General features: G+C 73.4%; 17 protein-coding genes and 1 pseudogene. 13 read left to right on the top strand and 5 right to left on the bottom strand.

Annotation, left to right across the window (positions count from 1 at the left end; all coding sequences use genetic code 11):
- Positions 1–31: 31 nt before the first annotated feature.
- Positions 32–898: a formyltetrahydrofolate deformylase gene (purU, locus tag ACZ52R_RS08540; protein ID WP_465616510.1), complete on the top strand. Its 867-nt coding sequence runs from the start codon at positions 32–34 to the stop codon at positions 896–898.
- A 67-nt stretch (positions 899–965) separates the two neighbouring features.
- Here the strand turns inward: purU and ACZ52R_RS08535 are convergent, their stop codons facing one another.
- Positions 966–2,183 (bottom strand): anti-sigma factor family protein, encoded by a 1,218-nt coding sequence (locus ACZ52R_RS08535; RefSeq protein WP_465753187.1) that lies wholly within the window; start codon positions 2,181–2,183, stop codon positions 966–968.
- Positions 2,180–2,755, bottom strand: coding sequence for a sigma-70 family RNA polymerase sigma factor (locus tag ACZ52R_RS08530; protein WP_360494574.1), 576 nt, complete (start codon positions 2,753–2,755; stop codon positions 2,180–2,182). The genes ACZ52R_RS08535 and ACZ52R_RS08530 overlap by 4 nt, the downstream gene beginning before the upstream one ends.
- Before the next feature lie 639 nt (positions 2,756–3,394).
- Between ACZ52R_RS08530 and ACZ52R_RS08525 the strand changes: the two genes are divergently transcribed.
- Positions 3,395–3,871: an ATP-binding protein gene (locus ACZ52R_RS08525; RefSeq protein WP_465616514.1), complete on the top strand. Its 477-nt coding sequence runs from the start codon at positions 3,395–3,397 to the stop codon at positions 3,869–3,871.
- Positions 3,872–4,309: 438 nt separating this feature from the next.
- On the opposite strand, the gene ACZ52R_RS08520 is transcribed toward ACZ52R_RS08525, so the two are convergent.
- Positions 4,310–5,305: a GlxA family transcriptional regulator gene (locus tag ACZ52R_RS08520; protein WP_465753185.1), complete on the bottom strand. Its 996-nt coding sequence runs from the start codon at positions 5,303–5,305 to the stop codon at positions 4,310–4,312.
- A 119-nt stretch (positions 5,306–5,424) separates the two neighbouring features.
- On the opposite strand from ACZ52R_RS08520, the gene ACZ52R_RS08515 reads away from it, so the two are divergent.
- The 5 genes and pseudogenes from ACZ52R_RS08515 to ACZ52R_RS08495 form a co-directional block, all read left to right on the top strand.
- Positions 5,425–6,765 carry an MFS transporter gene (locus ACZ52R_RS08515; RefSeq protein WP_465616518.1) on the top strand — a complete coding sequence of 447 codons (1,341 nt, stop codon included), beginning with the start codon at positions 5,425–5,427 and terminating at the stop codon, positions 6,763–6,765.
- A 32-nt stretch (positions 6,766–6,797) separates the two neighbouring features.
- Positions 6,798–7,343 carry a GNAT family N-acetyltransferase gene (locus ACZ52R_RS08510; RefSeq protein WP_465616520.1) on the top strand — a complete coding sequence of 182 codons (546 nt, stop codon included), beginning with the start codon at positions 6,798–6,800 and terminating at the stop codon, positions 7,341–7,343.
- Positions 7,344–7,451: 108 nt separating this feature from the next.
- The gene (locus ACZ52R_RS08505) at positions 7,452–7,796 is read left to right on the top strand and encodes a DUF4229 domain-containing protein (RefSeq protein ID WP_360494559.1); all 345 of its coding nucleotides are present in this window, start codon (positions 7,452–7,454) and stop codon (positions 7,794–7,796) included.
- A gap of 161 nt (positions 7,797–7,957) precedes the next feature.
- Entirely contained in the window at positions 7,958–9,001 is a 1,044-nt protein-coding gene (locus ACZ52R_RS08500) for a LacI family DNA-binding transcriptional regulator (protein ID WP_360494556.1), read from the top strand.
- Between the two features lie 152 nt (positions 9,002–9,153).
- Positions 9,154–9,462 (top strand): annotated as a pseudogene (locus tag ACZ52R_RS08495) (hypothetical protein); the annotation flags it as partial.
- Between the two features lie 35 nt (positions 9,463–9,497).
- Here ACZ52R_RS08495 and ACZ52R_RS08490 read toward each other — a convergent pair.
- Complete coding sequence (locus ACZ52R_RS08490) at positions 9,498–10,709, bottom strand: MFS transporter (RefSeq protein WP_465753183.1); 1,212 nt, start codon at positions 10,707–10,709, stop codon at positions 9,498–9,500.
- A gap of 488 nt (positions 10,710–11,197) precedes the next feature.
- On the opposite strand from ACZ52R_RS08490, the gene ACZ52R_RS08485 reads away from it, so the two are divergent.
- Positions 11,198–12,538, top strand: coding sequence for a dicarboxylate/amino acid:cation symporter (locus ACZ52R_RS08485; RefSeq protein ID WP_465616524.1), 1,341 nt, complete (start codon positions 11,198–11,200; stop codon positions 12,536–12,538).
- A 228-nt stretch (positions 12,539–12,766) separates the two neighbouring features.
- Here the strand turns inward: ACZ52R_RS08485 and ACZ52R_RS08480 are convergent, their stop codons facing one another.
- Positions 12,767–12,970, bottom strand: coding sequence for a cold-shock protein (locus tag ACZ52R_RS08480; RefSeq protein ID WP_097236595.1), 204 nt, complete (start codon positions 12,968–12,970; stop codon positions 12,767–12,769).
- A gap of 374 nt (positions 12,971–13,344) precedes the next feature.
- Here ACZ52R_RS08480 and ACZ52R_RS08475 point away from each other — a divergent pair, with 374 nt between their 5' ends.
- The 5 genes from ACZ52R_RS08475 (at position 13,345) to ACZ52R_RS08455 (ending at position 19,150) form a co-directional block, all read left to right on the top strand.
- On the top strand, positions 13,345–14,277 hold the full coding sequence (locus tag ACZ52R_RS08475; RefSeq protein WP_465616526.1) for a menaquinone biosynthetic enzyme MqnA/MqnD family protein: 933 nt from the start codon (positions 13,345–13,347) through the stop codon (positions 14,275–14,277).
- A 164-nt stretch (positions 14,278–14,441) separates the two neighbouring features.
- A complete protein-coding gene (locus ACZ52R_RS08470) occupies positions 14,442–16,157 on the top strand; it encodes a serine/threonine-protein kinase (RefSeq protein ID WP_465753181.1) in 1,716 nt (571 codons plus the stop codon).
- A 134-nt stretch (positions 16,158–16,291) separates the two neighbouring features.
- On the top strand, positions 16,292–17,515 hold the full coding sequence (gene mqnC / locus ACZ52R_RS08465; RefSeq protein ID WP_360494543.1) for a cyclic dehypoxanthinyl futalosine synthase: 1,224 nt from the start codon (positions 16,292–16,294) through the stop codon (positions 17,513–17,515).
- Between the two features lie 16 nt (positions 17,516–17,531).
- Positions 17,532–18,278 carry an amidohydrolase family protein gene (locus tag ACZ52R_RS08460; protein ID WP_465753179.1) on the top strand — a complete coding sequence of 249 codons (747 nt, stop codon included), beginning with the start codon at positions 17,532–17,534 and terminating at the stop codon, positions 18,276–18,278.
- A 284-nt stretch (positions 18,279–18,562) separates the two neighbouring features.
- Positions 18,563–19,150: a hypothetical protein gene (locus ACZ52R_RS08455; protein WP_360494537.1), complete on the top strand. Its 588-nt coding sequence runs from the start codon at positions 18,563–18,565 to the stop codon at positions 19,148–19,150.
- Positions 19,151–19,236: the final 86 nt, after the last annotated feature.

Raw genomic sequence — 19,236 nt, 5'->3', positions numbered from 1 at the left:
CACGTCACGAACTCAGAACGGGATACCCCCAGTGGAACAGCAGCCGGCCGGCGCCCAGTACGTCCTCACGCTGTCCTGCCCGGACAAGCAGGGCATCGTCCACGCCGTGTCCAGTTACCTCTTCATGACCGGCTGCAACATCATCGACAGCCAGCAGTTCGGGGACGGCGACAGCGGGCTCTTCTTCATGCGGGTGCACTTCTCCGCCCCCGAGCCGGTCACCGCGGACAAGCTGCGGGCCAGCTTCGCCGCGATCGGTGCCTCCTTCGCGATGGACTGGCAGATCCACCAGTCCGAGGAGCGGATGCGGATCGTCCTCATGGTCAGCAAGTTCGGGCACTGCCTGAACGACCTGCTGTACCGCACCCGGATCGGCGCCCTGCCGGTGGAGATCGTCGCGGTGGTCTCCAACCACACCGACCTGCGGGACCTGACCGAGAGCTACGGGATCCCCTTCCACCACATCCCCGTCACCAGGGACACCAAGGCTGAGGCCGAGCAGCGGCTGCTGGACCTGGTCGCCAAGGAGGAGGTCGAACTGGTCGTGCTGGCCCGCTACATGCAGGTGCTCTCCGACCAGCTGTGCACCGAGTTGTCCGGCCGCGTGATCAACATCCACCACTCCTTCCTGCCGAGCTTCAAGGGCGCCAAGCCGTACCACCAGGCACACGCCCGCGGCGTGAAGCTGATCGGCGCCACCGCGCACTACGTCACCGCCGACCTGGACGAGGGCCCGATCATCGAGCAGGAGGTGGCCCGGGTCACCCACGACGTCAGCCCGGACCAGCTGGTCGCGCTCGGCCGGGACGTCGAGTGCCAGGCGCTGGCCCGCGCGGTGAAGTGGCACAGCGAGCACCGGGTGCTGCTCGACGGCGCCCGTACGGTCGTCTTCGCGTAAACCGCGCCCAAGCCGCCTAACCGCCGCGTAAACCGCGTAAACCGCTGTGTAAGCCGTGTAACGGCCTTTACGGCCGAGACAGCAGCGGGAGCGCGTGCAGCACCTCGCGGACCGCGGCCCGGTCCCCGTGCTCGCCGACCGGCAGCCGGTCCGGGTCGCGGTGCGCGGCGGCCAACTGGCAGAGCTCCAGGCCGTTCAGCACCATCGAGGCCACCGGCTCCCCGCCGGGCGGCCCCGCGTCCGGGTCGGCCGAGCCGTTCGTGCCTTCGCCCCCGTCCAGCGGGACCAGCCACTCGCCGCCCGCCGGGCCGTCGACCACCAGCCGCAGCCGCCGGGTGGTCCGGCCCCCGCCGTCCGGCGCGGCCGGCGCCCCGGCGTGCTCGGGACGGGCGGCGCGCAGGCCGGCCAGCGCCCGGGGGAGCAGCCGGACCACCAACTCCACCATCTGCCGCAGGTGCTGCGGCGCCGGCGGGTCGTACGGGTAGGCGACCGCGCGGGCCACGTCCTCGCCGTGCACGTAGCACTCCAGGGCGCGGTCCACGAAGGCGTCGCGCAGCGGCAGCACCGCGCAGCCGTAGTCGACCGGGGTGTTGCCCTGCGGGGCGAGCGCGGCGCTGCGCACCAGGTCGTGGGTCTGTCGCCGCCACCGGGAGCGCACCGACTGCGGCGGCAGGGCGCCCTGGTCGGCGAGCATCCGGGCGGTGCGCGCGGTGATCGCGCGGTACGGGCCGCCCTGTGGCGGGACGCGCGGCGCGGCGGGCGGCACGGCCGGGTCCTGCGACGGCACCCGGCGTTCGGCGGCCGGGGCGGGGACGCCCGGGGCGGTCGGCACCGGGTCGGGCAGGCCGAGGGCGAGCGCCAGGAAGCCGTCCACGGCGGTCAGCCGGCCGAGCACCTCGGCCGGGCGCAGCCGCTCGGTGCCGCCGTGCCACGGCAGTTCGGCGACCTCCTGCCACTCCTCCGGGCCGAGGTCGCGCAGCAGCGCGTCGAGCTTGGCGGTCTCCGCGGTGTACGGCATGCCCCAGGCGGGGAGGGGCAGTTGGGCCGGGCGGCGGGCCAGGCACCAGTCGAGCACCTGTTGGCGCAGCGAGCCGGGCTGGTCCAGCGGCTCGTCCAGGGAGAGCCAGCCGGCCGCGTCGCGCAGCCGGGCCGCCTCGTCGGCGCACTCCGGGCAGGCGCGCAGGTGCTGTTCCAGGTCGGCGGCGTCGCGGGCCGGGCAGGCGCCGAGGGCCCAGGCGCCGAGCAGCGAGCGCAGGGCGTCGTGCTGCTCCTCCGTGCTGCTCACGTCTCCCCGTCCCCGGCTTCGTCCTGGCGGGCGCGTTCCTCGGCCAGTTCGGTGGCCAGCAGCTCCAGTCCGAGCCGCATCCGCTGCTTGGCGGCCTGCTCGCTGATGCCGAGCAGCCGGGCCGTCTCCCGGTAGGTGCGGCCGTCGTAGTACGTCACCGCGATGGTCTCACGCAGGGGTTGGGGCAGGGAGTCGACCACGTACTGGACACGCGCGGCGGTGGCCACGGCGCGGATCTCCGCCTCGGTGCCCCGGGTGTCGCCGCCCGGCACGAGTTCGGTGGCCCGCCGTGCCCGCAGCCGTTCGACGGCGCGGCGGTGGGTGAGTGCGCCGAGCCAGGAGCGGAGCGTGCCCCGGGCGGGGTCGAAGTCCTCGGGGTGCTCCCAGACGTGGGCGAAGATCTCCCGGGTGAGCTGGACGGCGGCGGTCTGGTCGGCGAGTATCCGCCCGGCCAGGCCGTGCACCATCGGTGCGAGTTGGTCGTAGAGTTCGCCGAGCGCGGTCTCCTCGCCGCGGGCGAGGCGGCGCTGCAACTGCTCGTCCCAGCGCGGGGTCCGCTCCGGGGTGGCCATCGGGATCCACCCTCCTGCCCGGGGTCGCTGGCTTACCCAACGGTATCTTGCGGCCGGTCCGCGGCGGGAGGGAATCCGGCAAGAACGGAACCCGTCCTCGCGGATCGCTGTTTCGCGGTTTCCTTGTGTCGGTGGATCGCCGGGTGGGCGTGGAGCGCCGGCTCGGCGGGGATCTTCACATGGTGCGACGGTCGGCTGGTGGGACCGTCCGTCGTCGCCGCTGTTCGAGAGCCGCTGGACATATGTCGCACGGGTGGTTCGCGAGTGGCGGCCGGGGTGCCGGGGTCGTCCGGAGGTAGGTTCCCGACTGCGGGACCGGCGGGTCGGCCCGGGCCGGACGAGCGCCGGTACGAGGCTCGCGAGAGTGAGCGGGACAGTATGCACTGCCCTGTCCCCCGATCGCCGGAATATGCCGGAAGCGCTTGCTGCGGTCCGTCCGTCCGCCCATCCTGAGGCGTATTCGTGTCGCGGCCGGTGCGCGACCGACGGGTCGGCGCGGACGAGTGGGCGCGGGTGGACGGACCGGGCGATCGCCCGGGTGCGGCTCGGGTGGCGCCGGGCGGAGTGCGAGGGCCCGTCGGCCGGTCGATCCGGCCCGATCGGGACTTAGGCCGAACTGCGAGTGCAGGTGGTGGAGCGGTGCAGGTTCTTCAGGTACAGCTTGCGGTGCAGGCGGACCCCGCCGAGGTCGGCCGGGCTCGTCGGTGGGTGCGCTCGCGGCTGTTGAACCACGGGGTGGACCCGGACGCGCCGATGGCGGAGACGGTGGTGCTGGTGGTCTCGGAGCTGGTGACCAACGCCGTGGTGCACACCGGCTGTCCGGCCGTGCTGCGGCTCTGCCTGCCGGTGACCGAGAGCCCCGAGGAGGAGGCCCGGGCGGCCGGCCCGCTGCGGGTGGAGGTCGCCGACGCGAGCCAGGCCGCCCCGGCGCCGCGGCACGCCGGGCCGGACGAGGACGCGACCAACGGGCGCGGCCTGGAGCTGGTCGAGCTGCTCTGTGAGCGCTGGGGCTGGTACCCGGACGGCTCCGGCAAGCGGGTCTGGTGCGAGATCGGTTCCGACGCCCGGCCGGCCGATCCGCTGGCCGACGTGGACTGGGCGGCTTTGGCGCAATAGCGGCTTCCCCGGCGGCCCGGGAAGCGTGGCGATCACGGGAGCGATCACCGCTGCCGATCACCGTTGGCGATCACCGGCCGAAAGGTGACGCAACCATTCCGAATTTCGGACTACCCATTGACGTGACGTATCCGACTGATCACGCTTGGGTGCGGCTCTCCGTTGCGAGGGGACGCCGAGGGGTCGTCCGTCCACCGCCGCGGTGCCGCTGTCCAGGGGGATCGTGTCAGCGAGGGGGCCGCGGACTGTCGGTCACGGGCCGCTCCTCGGCGAGTGCGGAGGCCACGGCGCGGGTTCAGGGCCCGTGCATCGCGATTGGATGGCGGCGTGCCGTGCCGCGCTCGGGGTGCGCTCGGCCTGCCGCCATCCAATACGCCACCGGGGAGCGGCGGAATCCGGCCACTCGTCGCTGTTGCACGACCGCCGGAATCCGAGGACCTACCCGAGGACCTGTCCGAGGACCTCCCGGGGCGCCGCGCGGAAGGTGCGCCGGTAGGCGCTCGGCGCCACGTCGAGCCGGCCGCGCAGTTGCAGCCGCAGTGAGGCGGCGGTGCCGAAGCCGGACTCCCGGGCGATCTGGTCGATCGTCAGATCGGTGCGTTCCAGCAGCTGGCGGGCCCGCTCGGTGCGCTGGGTGGTGATCCACTGGCCCGGGCTGGCGCCGGTCTCCTCGCGGAAGCGCCGGGTGAAGGTCCGGACGCTCATGCCCGCCCGGTCGGCGAGCCGGCGCAGCGCGAGCGGCTGGTCCAGGTGCTCCAGCGCCCAGGCGCGCACCGCGGCGGTGCCGTGGCCGTCGGCGTCCACCGGGCTCGGGGCCTCCACGTACTGTTTCTGGCCGCCCTCGCGCCACGGCGGCACCAGGCAGTTGCGGGCCACCGCGTTGGCCACCGCGCTGCCGTGGTCGCGGCGCACCACGTGCAGGCAGAGGTCCACCCCGGCGGCGACCCCGCCGGAGGTGAGGATGTCGCCGTCGTCGGTGTAGAGCACGTCGGGGTCGAGCCGCACCCGGGGGAACAGCCGGGCGAAGCGCTCGGTGTAGCGCCAGTGGGTGGTGGCCGGGCGGCCGTCCAGCAGTCCGGCGGCGGCCAGGATGAAGGAGCCGGTGCAGATCGACATCAGCCGGGTGCCGGGCCGGATCCGGGCCAGGGCGGCGGCGATCGTCGGGGTGAAGCAGGCGTCGGCGACCGCGGGGCCGGAGTCGGCGGAGGCCGGGATCACCACCGTGTCGGCCCGCGCCAGGAGTTCGGGCCCGTGGTCGACGGCGACCCGGAAGTCGGCGCTGGTGGCGACCGGCCGCCCGTCCAGGGTGCAGGTGGCGACCTCGTAGAGCGGCTGCCCGGCCGGGTCCTTGGCGCCGCCGAAGATGCGGGCCGGGATGCCGAGTTCGAAGGCGATCACGCCCTCCAGGGCGAGTACCGCGACCAGGTGCGCCATGTCGTCCCCTCAGGTGTCGGCGGGTCCGGGCCAGCGTACGCGGGGCCGTGGCCCGATTCTTGCGAAAGCTGTCATTCAGGCCACTCGTCCGGGCCGCGGCGGCCCGGAACACTCCTCGTGTGACCGAACGCAGCGCCCTCACCCCCGTACCCGCCCCCGATCCGACCGCCCCCGATCCGGTTGGCGGGCCCGCACCGGCCGAGCGCCCCCGGGTGCACTACGCCTGGGTGGTGGCCGGCGTCGCCCTGCTCGTCCTGCTCGGCTCGGCCGGCTTCCGGTCCACGCCGAGCCTGATGATGGACGCCCTGCACAACGAGTTCGGCTGGTCGCTCGCAACGATCTCCCTCGCCACCTCCGTCAACCTGACCCTCTACGGCCTCACCGCCCCCTTCGCCGCCGCCCTGATGGACCGGTTCGGGGTGCGCCTGGTGGTGGTCTGCGCGCTGCTGACCATCTCGGTCGGCTCCGGGCTCACCATGCTGATGCGCGAGCCCTGGCAACTGGTGCTCTGCTGGGGCGTGCTGGTCGGCCTCGGCAGCGGCTCGATGGCCGGGGCCTTCGCCACCACCATCACCGGCCGCTGGTTCCGGGACCGCCAGGGCCTGGTCACCGGTGTGCTGACCGCCGCCGGCGCGGCCGGCAACCTGGTCTTCCTGCCGGTCGGCGCCTGGCTGGTCGAACAGCACGGCTGGCGTTCGGCCGTGGTCGTGGTCTCGCTCGCCGCCAGCGCCGTCGCCGTCCCGGTCCTGCTGCTGATGCGCGAGCGGCCCGCCGACCTCGGCCTGCTCCCGTACGGCGCGACCGAGGAGCCGCCCCCGCCGGTCACCGACGGCCGCGCGCTGGCCCGCTCGGTGCGGGTGCTGCGCGACGCCGCCCGCACCCGGGCGTTCTGGCTGCTGGCCGGCTCCTTCGCGATCTGCGGCGCCACCACCGCCGGCCTGGTCGGCACCCACTTCATCCCGGCCGCGCACGACCACGGCATGCCGGTCACCACCGCCGCGAGCCTGCTCGCCCTGATCGGCGTCTTCGACGTGCTCGGCACGATCTTCAGCGGCTGGCTCACCGACCGGGTCGACTCCCGGGTGCTGCTGACGGTCTACTACGGGCTGCGCGGCCTGTCCCTGTTCCTGCTGCCGCAGCTGCTGGCCGGCTCGCTGCACCCGCCGATCCTCGCTTTCGTGGTCTTCTACGGCCTCGACTGGGTCGCCACCGTGCCGCCGACCGTCGCGCTGTGCCGCCGGAACTTCGGCGAGGACGCCCCGATCGTCTTCGGCTGGGTGCTGGCCAGCCACCAGATCGGCGCGGCCGTCGTCGCCGGACTGGCCGGCCTGGCCCGCGACGCGCTCGGGAACTACGACCTGACCTGGTACGGCGCCGGCGGGCTGTGTGCGGTCGCGGTCGGGCTCTGCCTGGCCCTGCGCACCGGACGGACCGACCGGGCGGTACCGGTCCTCCCGTAGGACTGTCGGGCCGGAGAACTAGGCTCCGCCTCATGGCGCTCACCTTCACCCTGGACCCGAAGCTCGACCCCGACCTGCGGACCGACATCGTCCGGCTCTGGACCGACGTCACCAACGCCGGCGGCGCGGTCGGCTTCGTGGCGCCGGTCACCGAGGACGAGGTGTGGGACACCGCCGACCGCCAGTTCGCCGAGGTCGGGCCGGACGGCCCGGACCGGCTGCTGGCCGCGCACGACGGCGACACCGGCCGGCTGGTGGGCGTGCTGTTCTTCCAGTCGATGCGCTTCGGCCCCATGGAGCACTGGCGGATGCTCAAGCGGGTCATGGTGCACCCCGACTGCCAGGGCCGCGGCTACGGCGCCGAGCTGCTCGCCGAGGCCGAGCGGATCGCCAGGCAGTGGGGCCTGCAGTCGCTGCGGCTCACCGCGCGCGGCGGCCTGGGGCTGGAGCGCTTCTACGCCCGCAGTGGCTACCGCGAGGTCGGCCGGGTGCCGGCCGCGATCCGGGTCGCCCCCGGGGACGACCGCGACGACATCACGATGTGGCTCGACCTGCGCCGACCCGCCACGGACGGGTGAGAACAGCCGGGGCGGGTGACCCGTGCCCTACGCCGGCCGTCAGGCATGCTTGACTGGAGGACCGCCCCCGCCCGGCCCGCCCCCGCGCAACGAGAAGGATGTGTCCCAGTGAGCAGCACCGGCCCGGAGAAGTCGCACGCCACGCTCCGCTACACCTCCATGCGGGTCAGCATCTTCCTCGGCTGCCTGCTGGTGGCCCTGCTGCTCGGTCACTTCCGGGTCATCCCGGTCAGCGGCGAGGCGGGCATGATCTTCCTGTTCCTGCTGGCCGCGGTCGCCTCCGCGCCGCTCAGCTACGCGCTGCTGAGCAGGCAGCGCGACGAGATGTCCGCGCAGATCAGCGGCAAGGTCTCCGGGATGCGCAGCCGTACCGCCGAGCGGATCGCCGCGCAGAACGCCGAGGAGGACGCCGCCGACGACGCCGCCCGCGCGGCGACCGCCGGGCAGAGCTGACCCCGGCCCCACCCTCGACCGCCGACCCCGCCGCAGCCGCCGTGCCCGCCACCCCGGACTCCGCGCCGCCCGGGCAGCAGCCTGGGCGGCGGTCCGGCCAGCTGTCCGATCAGCCGTCTGGTCAGGCTCCCGGTCAGCCGTCCGGTCACGCGCCTGATCAGGTGCCCGCCGAGAGTGCGCTCGGGACCTGGCCGGCCCCCGTCCGTCGGCCCACCGGGCGGGACGTGGCCCGGCTCGCCGGGGTCTCCCAGGCCACCGTGTCGCTGGTCTTCTCCGGTGCCGAGGCCGGCCGCCGGGTCTCCGAGGCCACCCGGCAGCGGGTCCGCGAGGCCGCCCGCAGCCTCGGCTACCGTCCGCAGGCGGCCGGCCGGCAGCTGCGGCTGGGCCGCAGCGGGATGATCCTGCTCGCGGTGCCGAACCTCCAGGGCCCGTTCTTCGGCCGGGTGCTGGAGGGCGTTCACCAGGAGGCCGGCCGTAACGGCCTGGCGGTCGTGGTCAGTTCGGGCTGGGGCAGCGCCACCCTCGCCGAGGCCGCCACCGCCGGCCGCTTCGACGGCCTGCTGATCTGCTCCCCGGACGACAGCCAGCTCGGCGAGCTGCCCGCCGACACCCCCGCCGTCTTCCTGGACGCCGACCCGGGCACCGACCGCGCCCGTCCGACCGTCGAGCTCGACGTGGCCGGCGGGATGCGCGCCGCCGTCGAGCACCTGGCCGCCCTCGGGCACCGCCGGATCGGCCGGCTGCGCTCCACCCACGCCGCGTACACCTTCCGGGTGCGGCAGGCCGCCTTCGAGCGGGCGGTACGGGAACTCGGGCTGGACGTCGTGGAGTTGGGCGTGAGCCTGAACGAGGGGCACCGGGCCGCGCGGACCGTGGCGGACCGGCTGCTGGCCCGGGCGGACCGGCCGCACGCGGTGATCTGCGACGACGACGTGGTCGCCTCCGGGGTCTACCAGGCCGCCGCCGAGCTGGGGTTGCGGGTGCCGGAGGACCTGTCCGTGGTCGGCATGGACAACGTCGCGGTGTCAGCGCTGCTCGCCCCGCCGCTGACCACCGTCGACCTGCCCGGCGAGGAGCTGGGCCGGGCGGGCGCGGCCGCGCTGGCGGGCCTGCTGCGCGGGGAGCGGGTGGAGCCGGTGGCGCCGCTGGCCACCTCGCTGGTGCTGCGGGCCTCGACCGCGTCGGCCTGGCCCGTCGCCACCTGACCCACCTGACCTACCTGACCCACCTGACGTACCCGACGCATCTGACGTACCTGACTTGACGTCACCAGTGCATCCATCTTGTCGGATCAGTCCGAACAGGCGGTTACTGGTCGGTCCCTCTCGCGTCGCAGGCTCGGGAGAAACGGCGGACGATGAGATTCCGCCATGCGGACGTCCCGACCACGAACCCCACGCCTGCCCAGAGCGGCCCGACTGGCCGCGGCCTTCGGCCTCTTCGCGGCCACCCTGCTCACCGGCACCCTCACCGCCCCGCCCGCCGAGGCCGCCGTCCCTTCACCAAAACGGTCGACAGGGCCAGGGTGGCGCCCGGCGAGAACGTCACCTACACCCTGCGCTACACCTGCTCGGTGCCCGACTGCACCAACGGCCGGATCACCGACACGCTCCCCGCCGGGATGGAGTTCGTCGGCTGGACCCCGGACGCGACCACCGTCGACATCGCCGTGGGGGTGGGCTCGGCCCACCGGGGCGGGCCTCAGCCCACCGGGACGGGCTGGGCCAGACGGGGTGCGGCGGGCACCGGGTGGAACCAGCGCCGGGCACCGAGCAGCAGCAGCCCGCCGAGCGCGATCCCGCCCGCCGCGCACAGCGCGACCGGGCGCAGCGAGTCCTCGGCCAGGTTGCCGGAGACCGCGTAGCCGAGCGAGTTGCCGGTGGCGAACAGCGTCACCAGCCAGGCGAAGGCCTCGGTGACGGTGCCGGTCGGCGCGAGCTCGGCGACCAGGACGAACGCCGCCGCGAGCAGGGGAGCCAGCATGACCCCGGACAGGAAGGCCAGCGCGGCCATCGGGTACGGCCCGGGCAGGGCGACCAGCGGCAGGTAGGAGGCGGCCATCGCGAGCGCCATCACCCAGGTGCGGGTGGCGGTGGTCTGGCGCCACTTGACCGCGCCGTAGGCGAGCGCGCCGAGCAGTCCGCCGAGCGCGGCCAGCGCCAGCAGGGTGCCCGCGCCGCCCGGGAGCGCGCCGGTGTGGTGCTCGGCGTAGGCGATGAACAGCACGTTCTGTGCGCCGACCGCCCAGCCGGCCCCGGCCAGTCCGACCAGCAGCAGCACCAGGCCGGGGGAGCGCAGCGGTCCGAGCAGTCCGGCGGAGTGCTCGCGGACCGGGGCGCGCCAGGCCTTGGCCGGTGCGGCGGTGGCCACGATCAGCGCGCCGGCCAGGCCCAGCCCGGCGGCCACCCAGAGCGCGACCACCGGGCTGAACAGGCCGGCGATCCCGGCGACGGCCAGCGGCCCGGCGACGTAGAGGATCTGCTGGGAGGCGGAGTCGAAGGCGTAGGCGGTGTCGAGCTGTTCCTCCTCGACGACGTCCGGCCAGAGCGAGCGCAGGCAGGGCTCCAGCGGGGGCATGGCGAGGCCGGCGATCGCGGCGCCGACGGGAGCGGCGAGCGGGGAGCCGGGGGCGAGGGCGAGCAGGGCGTACCCGCCGCCGGCCATCGCGGCCGCGACGAGCAGGACGCGCGGCTGCCCGGTGCGGTCCACGATCCGTCCGAGCACCGGCCCGCCGACGGCCGCCGAGATCGCGTACGCGGCGGTGGCCAGCCCGATCCGCCCGTACGGCGCGCCGGCCTCGCGCAGGGCGAGGGCGATCACCAGGGCGGTCATGCCGGCGGGCAGGCGGCCGAGCAGGGTGCCGAGGAGCAGGCGGGTGACGTGGGGGGCGCGGAGCAGGGCGAGGTAGCCCATCGGCGTCTTCTCCGGTCTGGGCAGGCGAGGGCAGGGACGTCGTCAAAGTTATACGTATAACTGCTCGGCGGTCAATCGGGCCGCCACTCGGGGCTGATGGGGCGTCAGTCTCGTTCGTGCCCGGAGCGCGGGTTCGGCGTGGGGTGCGAGAGGGAGGGGGTTGGGCGCGATCTCAAACAAGTACTTTGAACATCTCAAACCTTTACTGCTAACGTATCGGCCATGTCAGCCTCAGACGCACTGCGGATGCACGGCCCGGGCCCGCTGCCCGGCGCCGCCCGCCCGTGCGCTCTGACCGGTGCTGTGGACAGCCCGCGCCGTTGTCGCGCCATGAGCTGTACTGCCCTGGGCTGTACGTCCCCGAGCTGTATCGCGGCGGCACGCCCCTGACCGGGGGCCCGGCCCCTTCCCGTCCGGCCCCGCGCCGTGCCGCCTGCTCCACCCCACACCTCATCGTCAGCAACGCCCTCCCCCGGAGACGCTCCCCCATGTCCACAGCGCCCGAGGCGACCTCGTCGCCGTCCGTGCTCGCCCGCATCCGCAAGACACCGTTCTGGGTGCAGATCGTCGCCGGCCTCGTGCTCGGCGTCGGCCTCGGCTACCTGGCCCGGGCCGCCGACATCTCCTGGCTGGCCACCACCCTGGAGACCATCGGCAAGATCTTCGTCCAGCTGCTCAAGCTGGCCGTCCCGCCGCTGGTGTTCACCGCGATCGTGGTGAGCGTCGCCAACCTGCGCAACGTCACCAACGCGGCCCGGCTGGCCACCCGCACGCTGCTCTGGTTCATGATCACCTCGCTGATCGCGGTCGGCATCGGCCTGGGTCTGGGCCTGCTGACCAACCCCGGCAAGGGCACCAACCTCAAGACCGAGGGCCTCAAGGCGCTCGACTCCAAGGGCACCTGGATCGACTTCCTGACCGGGATCTTCCCGACCAACATCGTCGACGCCTTCGCCAAGGTCAACGTGCTGCAGATCGTCTTCATGGCGGTCGTGGTCGGCGCGGCGATCATCAAGCTCGGCGCCAAGGCCGAGCCGGTCCTCAAGCTCAGCGAGTCCGTGCTCGAGCTGACCCAGACCGCACTGTGGTGGGTCATCCGGCTCTCCCCGCTCGGCACCCTCGGTCTGATCGGCAAGTCCGTCGCCAAGTACGGCTGGGACCTGCTCAAGCCCTTCGCCACGCTGACCCTCGACATCTACGTCGGCTGCGCGCTCGTCCTGTTCGTCGTCTACTCGCTGTTGCTGCGCTTCGCCGCCGGCCTCAACCCGCTGCACTTCTTCAAGGGCGCCTGGCCCGCGATCCAGCTGGCCTTCGTCTCGCGCTCCTCGGTCGGCACCCTGCCGGTGACCCGCCGCGTCACCGAGCGCCTCGGCGTCCCGAGCGAGTACGCGTCCTTCTCGGTGCCGTTCGGCGCCACCACCAAGATGGACGGCTGCGCCGCGATCTACCCGGCGATCGCCGCGATCTTCGTCGCCCAGGTCTACAACATCGAGCTCGGCATCAAGGACTACATCCTGATCGCGTTCGTCTCGGTGGTCGGCTCGGCCGCCACCGCGGGCCTCACCGGCGCGATCGTCATGCTGACGCTGACCCTGTCCACCCTGGGCCTGCCGCTGGAGGGCGTCGGCCTGCTGCTCGCCATCGACCCGATCCTGGACATGATGCGCACCGCGACCAACGTCGCAGGTCAAGTTCTGGTGCCGGTCGTGGTCGCCGCGCGGGAGAAGATCCTCGACGTCGCCGCGTACAACGACCCGCAGGGCGACCTGCTGGACGAGCCGGCCGGCGCCCCGGCGCAGGCCTCGGCCAAGGCTGCCGTCGCCGCCTGACGTTTCACGGCGCACACGGCGTACACGGCGTACCAACGGAAGGGCCCTTCCCCCGGTGGGGAGAGGGCCCTTCCGCGTGCTCTGCTGCCTTTCGGGCCCGGCCCCAAAGGCAGGGGGCCCACCGAAAGGCGGGCCCCCTTGGGTACTGCTCTTGTGTGCTCATGGTGACGGCTGCCAGCCGTCGATGGACCCGTCGGGGTCCCGAGCGATCAGATCATCAGAGGATGGTCAGACAGCGGTGACGTTCTCCGCCTGCGGGCCCTTCGGACCCTGGGTGACGTCGAAGGTGACCGTCTGGTTCTCCTCCAGCGAACGGAAGCCGTTCGCGTTGATGGCGGAGTAGTGAACGAAGACGTCCGGGCCGCCGCCCTCCTGGGCGATGAAGCCGAAGCCCTTCTCAGCGTTGAACCACTTGACGGTTCCCGTGGCCATGCCGTTCTCCTTGCGATGCGTGTCGGGGGCCACACCGTGTGACGCCCGGTCCGCTGCGCTGATCGCCCTGCCTCCGGACGAGTCCGAAGTTTTTCGATATTGCTGAAAAACTACAAAAAGCCTGCGGTTACATGCTCCGCAGGCTTCAAGTACTGCAAGGGGAATCAAACTGCAACTGAGGGCAACGCTAGCATGCGGCAGCTGTGACGACCAGAGGTCACTTACGGCGCCGAGGAGGCGTGTCGGAAGGGCTGGAGCGGGCGTGGAAAGGGGCGTTGGGGACGTGTGAGGGCGTGTCGGGTGGCCGGTGCGAGCCGTCGTGAACGGCGGGCATACGCTGCGGGAAGGCGTACGAACAGCAAGGGAGCGGCGCAGTGGCAGCACCGGACGCACAAACACCGGACGCGCGAACGCGGGAGCCCCAGAACACCCCGGGCGGGGACAACACCCCGGTCAGGCCTCGGGTCGGCCATATTCAGTTCCTGAACTGCGTCCCCCTCTACTGGGGACTCGCCAGGACCGGCAATCTGCTCGATCTGGACCTCACCAAGGACACCCCGGAGAAGCTCAGCGACCAGCTCGTCGCCGGCGCCCTGGACATCGGTCCGATCACCTGCGTCGAGTACCTGCGCAACGCCGACGACCTGCTGGTCCTGCCCGACATCGCCGTCGGCAGCGACGGCCCGGTGATGTCCTGCCTGATCGTGAGCAAGGTGCCGCTCGCCGACCTCGACGGCCGCCGGGTCGCCCTCGGCTCCACCAGCCGCACCTCGGTCCGGCTCGCCCGACTGCTCCTGGAGGAGCGCGAGGGCGTGCACCCGGACTACTTCAGCTGCCCGCCGGACCTCAGCGCGATGCTCGTCGAAGCCGACGCCGCCGTCCTGATCGGCGACCCGGCACTGCGCGCCTACCTCGGGCAGGCCGCCGACCTCGGGCTGACCGTCCACGACCTCGGCGAGATGTGGAAGGAGTGGACCGGCCTGCCGTTCGTCTTCGCGGTCTGGGCGGTGCGCCGCGAGTTCGCCCAGCGCTGCCCGGAGCTGACCGCGGCCGTGCACCGGGCCTTCCTGGAGTCCCGCGACCTGTCGCTGGTGGAGGCCGCCAAGGTCGCCGAGCAGGCTGCCCGTTGGGAGACCTTCGAGGCGGACGTACTGGAGCGGTACTTCAGCGAGGCGCTCGACTTCTCGCTCGGCGAGCGGCAGTTGGCCGGCGTCGCCGAGTTCGCCCGACGGGTCGCGCGCGACAGCGGCTTCGCGCCGGACGTGGCGGTGCGGCTGCTGGAGCCGGCCCGGCTGCCGGTGGGGTGAGGAGTCGGCCCCGCCGCCGAAGGGCTGAGGAGTCGGTGGGCTGAGCGGACGCTCCCGGGCGCGGGTGTGCGGTGTCCGAACCGTGACGAGAACGGGGTCCCCCCGGGGAACCCGGCCGGTACGGTTCGGCACGGGCAGTGAGCCCGCCGAGGGGAGCGTGCAGGATGCAGCCGCTGGAACCGGACGATCCGCGCGAGGTGGGCGACTACCGGTTACTGGGGCGGCTCGGGGCCGGCGGCATGGGCCGGGTCTACCTCGGGCGGACGGCGGGCGGACGCACCGTGGCCGTCAAGACGGTCCGCCGGGAGCTCGCCGTGGACGCCCGGTTCCGCGCCCGCTTCCGGCAGGAGGTGGACGCCGCCCGCAAGGTCGGTGGGGAGTGGACGGCGCCCGTACTGGACGCGGACACCGAGAGCGCCCAGCCCTGGGTGGCCACCGGCTACGTCGCCGGCCCCTCGCTGGGGGCCGCCGTCCGGGAGTTCGGGCCGCTGCCCGAGCCGACCGTACGAGCCCTCGGCGTCGGGCTGGCCGAGGCGCTGGCCCACGTGCACGGACTCGGTCTGGTGCACCGGGACGTCAAACCGTCCAACGTGCTGCTCACCCTCGACGGCCCCCGGCTGATCGACTTCGGCATCACCCGCGCACTGGACGGGACCAGCAGTCTCACCGGGACCGGCAACCCGATCGGCTCGCCCGGCTTCATGTCACCGGAGCAGGCGCGGGGAGAGAAGGTCGGGGCGGCCACCGACGTGTTCTCGCTCGGCGCGGTGCTCGCGTACGCGGCGAGCGGGACGCTCCCCTTCGGGCGGGAAGCGGTGCCGGCGGTGATGGTCTACCGGATGGTGTACGAGTACCCGGAACTGTCCGGGACGAGCGAATCGCTGCGCTGGATCCTGCTCGACTGCCTGGCCAAGGACCCGGATGCCCGCCCGACGCCCCGGCAGCTAGGTGCCTGGCTGGACGACGACAGGACGGTGGCCGCGCGGCTGGAACAGGGCGAGTGGCTGCCCGCCGGGCTCGCGGCGGCGGTGGGGCGCAGTGCGGTCCAGCTGCTGGACCTTGACGCGGAAGGGGGACCCGCGGGGTCCGCGGCGGCCGGGCCGGTGCCGCCGCGGCCGGCGGGGAGGCCTTCGGCGGGGAAGCCTTCGGCGGGGGCCGCCGCGGCGCCGCCGACTTCGCCGCCTCCGCCGCTGCGGCCCTCCGCGCCGCCGAAGCCTTCCCCGGCGCCTCCCAACGCGTCGTCGTTCGTGCCGCCGTCGCCCGGGGCGGCCGCGCCCCCGGGATTCGGGCCGCCGCCGAGGACGGTGCCGATGCGGGGCCCGCGCCGGGGCAGACGGCGTCGGTGGGTGGTGCCGGTGGTCGTGCTGGGCGTGCTGGGCGTGCTGGCCCTGGCCGTGGTCGGCACGGTGTTCCTGCGGTTCCTGGTGGCCGAGGCCGACCGGACGACCGCCTCCGGCGACCACACGGCGCCGCCGCTGGTCGCGCCGCTGGTCGCGCCGACGGTTCCCGGCGCCGTCGGGCGGAACCTCGTACCGGCGGCGTTCCTCGGCACCTGGCGCGGCGATGTCAGCGTGGTCGGCGGCGGCGTCATCGGCGTCATCACCGTCGCTGTCGGACAGGGCGGGATCGGGGACGAGAGCACCACGACCCGGATCGACGGCCCCACCGGGACGGTGTGCGAAGGCGCCTGGACGCTTCGGCTGGTCTCGGCGACGAAAGTCGTGTACACCTCGCGGCTGGTGGCCACGTCGAGCGCCGGGGCGTGTCAGAACGTCGCCGTCCCCCGCATGCTCACCCTCCTGCCGGGCGGCACCCTCCGCTACGACATCACCGACGGCACCACCACGACACAGGCCGGCGTGTTGCGGAAAGCGGGCTGACGCGGGCGGCGGAATCCGCTGGCGTAGGCTGGTTCGGCCGTACCCGGACGCCCCGTTGTCCGTGTCGGCGGCGCAGGCAGCAGCACCACCCGAGCGCCACCCGCGTACCACCCGAGTAGAGAGAAGGCCGTCAGGTGACCGAGCTCGCAGCGACCACCCTCGATGCGTCCAGCACCGACCTGCAGGCCGTGCTCGACCGGGCCGCCGCCGGCGGCCGGATCACTCCGGAAGAGGCGCTGGAGCTCTACCGCTCGGCGCCGCTGCACGCGCTCGGCTCCGCCGCCGACGCGGTGCGCCGCCGCCGCTACGCCGGTACCGAGCACATCGCGACGTACATCATCGAGCGGAACATCAACTACACCAACGTCTGCGTGACGGCGTGCAAGTTCTGCGCCTTCTACGTGCCGCCGAAGAGCGACAAGGGCTGGTCCCGCGAGCTCGACGAGATCCTGCGCCGCTGCGCCGAGACCGTCGAGCTGGGCGGCACCCAGATCATGTTCCAGGGCGGCCACCACCCGGACTACGGCGTGGAGTACTACGAGCGCGCGTTCTCGGCGATCAAGGCCGACTTCCCGCAGCTGGTGATCCACTCGCTGGGCGCCTCCGAGGTCGAGCACATGTCCCGGATCTCCGGCGTCTCCATCGAGGAGGCGATCACCCGGATCCACAAGGCGGGCCTGGACTCCTTCGCCGGCGCCGGCGCCGAGCTGCTGCCGGAGCGTCCGCGCAAGGCGATCGCCCCGCTGAAGGAGTCCGGCGAGCGCTGGCTGGAGATCATGGAGGCCGCCCACGGCCTCGGCGTGGAGTCCACCTCCACCATGCTGATGGGCACCGGCGAGACCAACGCCGAGCGGATCGAGCACCTGCGGATGATCCGCGACGTGCAGGACCGCACCGGCGGCTTCCGGGCCTTCATCCCCTACACCTACCAGCCGCAGAACAACCACCTGAAGGGCTCGACCCAGGCCACCGTCTTCGAGTACCTGCGGATGATCGCCATCGCCCGCCTGTTCCTCGACAACATCGCCCACATCCAGGGCTCCTGGCTCACCACCGGCAAGGAAGCGGGCCAGCTGTCCCTGCACTACGGCGCGGACGACCTCGGCTCGGTCATGCTGGAGGAGAACGTCGTCTCGGCAGCCGGTGCCAAGCACCGTTCCAACCTCACCGAGCTGATCCACCTGATCCGGGCCGCCGACCGCGTCCCGGCGCAGCGCTCGACCACGTACGAGCACCTGCGGGTGCTGGTCGACCCGGCCGACGACCCGGTCGACCCGCGGGTCGCCTCGCACATCGCCTCCACGGCGATCGAGGGCGGCACGGCGCACCCCGAGCTGAAGATCCTGAACAACAACTGAGGACGCTCCCCCCGCCGTGCTGACCCTGCACCGGGCCGCGTTCGTGCTGCCCGACCCGGCCGATCCCACCGCCCCGTCCATCGCGGACGGGGCGGTGGTGGTGCGCGGCGAGCACGTCGAGGCGGTCGGGCCGTACGAGGAGCTGCTGGCGGCCCACCCGGGCGCGCGGGTACGGGACTGGGGCTCGGCGCTGCTCGCGCCCGGGCTGCGCAACCCGTACGGGCACTGGCTGTTGGAGCGGGCCTACCACCCGGATCCGCGGGAGGAGATCGGCGTCGAGCCGGTGGCGGACGGGTTGGTCGGATCCACGGACGAGGTGCGGTGCGGGGCGAGCGCGCGGCGCGGGCTGCAGCGGATGCTCGGGTTCGGGGTGACGGCGGTGGCCGGGCCGTTCGAACGGGCGTCGGTGCGGACGGCGGTGGCGCGGTCGGGGCTGGCGGGGCTGCCGGGCTCCCCGGGCTCCTCGGGCTCCTCGGGTTCCTCGGGTTCCTCGGGTGTTTCGAGCGGTGCCGGTGCGGGGCCGTTGGATCCGCTGGCCGTGCTGCCGTTCGCGGAGGCCGTGTACGGGCGGGTGGCGGCCGGGGGCCGGGCGGACTTCGCGGTGTTCGCGGTCGCGGTCTCGGCCTCGGTCTCGGTCTCGGCAGGGGTCCCGACGGTGGTCGCGGCTGTGGTCCCGGCGGCGGGGGAGGGGCGTGCCGAGCCGGTGGCGGGCGGGTGCCTGGCCACGGTGCTGGGCGGGCGGTTGGTGTACCGGCGGCGCTGAGCCGGTCCGGCGGGGGCCTTAGGGGGGAGCTGCGGGCGTCGGCGGCGCCAGTGTGACGTACTCGTCAGTAGTCGGATTTCCTTGCGGCACAACGGACTTTCTTCGTGTGCACCCGAACTCCGGCGCCGGTGACGGGGAGTGATTGTCCCTTCGCCGTGACCTGAGGGCCCGCCAGCGGATACGATCCCGGACAGCTCACATCCGCACCCTCACCACATCACCGCCCGTGCCCGCGGGCGGCGGGGCCGCGTCCCCGGTCCCGAAGGCAAGCCAGGACAGGAACCATGCGAACCGCGACCGTTCCCCCGCCGCGCGTCCCGCGGTTGGGCCGTGGTTGGTACCTCGCCGCCCTGCTCAGCGCCGTGCTGGCCGTCAGCATGTGCCTGCTGGGTTGGCGTCAGGCCGACCAGGCCGACCGGATCGAGGCGCACCCGGTGAGAGTCGAGGGCGTCGTCACCCAGCTCCCGACCGGCGGCGGCACCTACAGCGCCGTCAGCTACCGGGTCGGCGGGCAGCCGCACACCGCGGCCGCGCTGCCGCTCGCGGACGGCATCAAGATCGGCGACCCGGTCTGCCTGGAGCACGCGGCCGACGACGCGGGCGCGGTGCGGATCTGCGGCGACACCTACCCGCAGCCGGTCGGCGTGGGCCTGGCCCGGTTCAGCGTGCCGGTCGCCGTGGTGCTCTTCGTGATCTGCGTGCTGCGCATCTGGCGCTACCGGAAGGCCGTCGCGATCCGCGCCGGGCAGGGGCGGCTGGCCGCCAACCTCGCCCTGGCGACGGAGGCGCTGGCGGACGGGATGCCCGCGATAACGCACGGCAAGCGCTCCCGCCGGAAGCGGCGCGCGGGCGGGCGGCGCGGGCAGCACTGAGGGAGCGGCTCGGCAGCCGGTGGGTGTGCCCCGTCGAACGCGGGGTGACCCTCGGCGGCCCGTCGGGGACCCGTTGGTGACCCGTT

Source organism: Kitasatospora sp. NPDC034023 (assembly GCF_055575795.1).
The sequence above is the reverse complement of the archived record's forward strand: the minus strand, read 5'-3'. Positions and strand labels throughout refer to the sequence as shown.

What these genes read in the sequence shown, in the direction of transcription:
- ACZ52R_RS08530 (WP_360494574.1), bottom strand. Translation starts at nt 2,755, where the DNA reads ATGGCCACCCCGGAGCGGACCCCGCGCTGGGACGAGCAGTTGCAGCGC.
- ACZ52R_RS08520 (WP_465753185.1), bottom strand. Translation starts at nt 5,305, where the DNA reads ATGGCGCACCTGGTCGCGGTACTCGCCCTGGAGGGCGTGATCGCCTTC.
- ACZ52R_RS08510 (WP_465616520.1), top strand. Translation starts at nt 6,798, where the DNA reads ATGGCGCTCACCTTCACCCTGGACCCGAAGCTCGACCCCGACCTGCGG.
- ACZ52R_RS08490 (WP_465753183.1), bottom strand. Translation starts at nt 10,709, where the DNA reads ATGGGCTACCTCGCCCTGCTCCGCGCCCCCCACGTCACCCGCCTGCTC.
- ACZ52R_RS08485 (WP_465616524.1), top strand. Translation starts at nt 11,198, where the DNA reads ATGTCCACAGCGCCCGAGGCGACCTCGTCGCCGTCCGTGCTCGCCCGC.
- ACZ52R_RS08480 (WP_097236595.1), bottom strand. Translation starts at nt 12,970, where the DNA reads ATGGCCACGGGAACCGTCAAGTGGTTCAACGCTGAGAAGGGCTTCGGC.
- ACZ52R_RS08470 (WP_465753181.1), top strand. Translation starts at nt 14,442, where the DNA reads ATGCAGCCGCTGGAACCGGACGATCCGCGCGAGGTGGGCGACTACCGG.
- ACZ52R_RS08455 (WP_360494537.1), top strand. Translation starts at nt 18,563, where the DNA reads ATGCGAACCGCGACCGTTCCCCCGCCGCGCGTCCCGCGGTTGGGCCGT.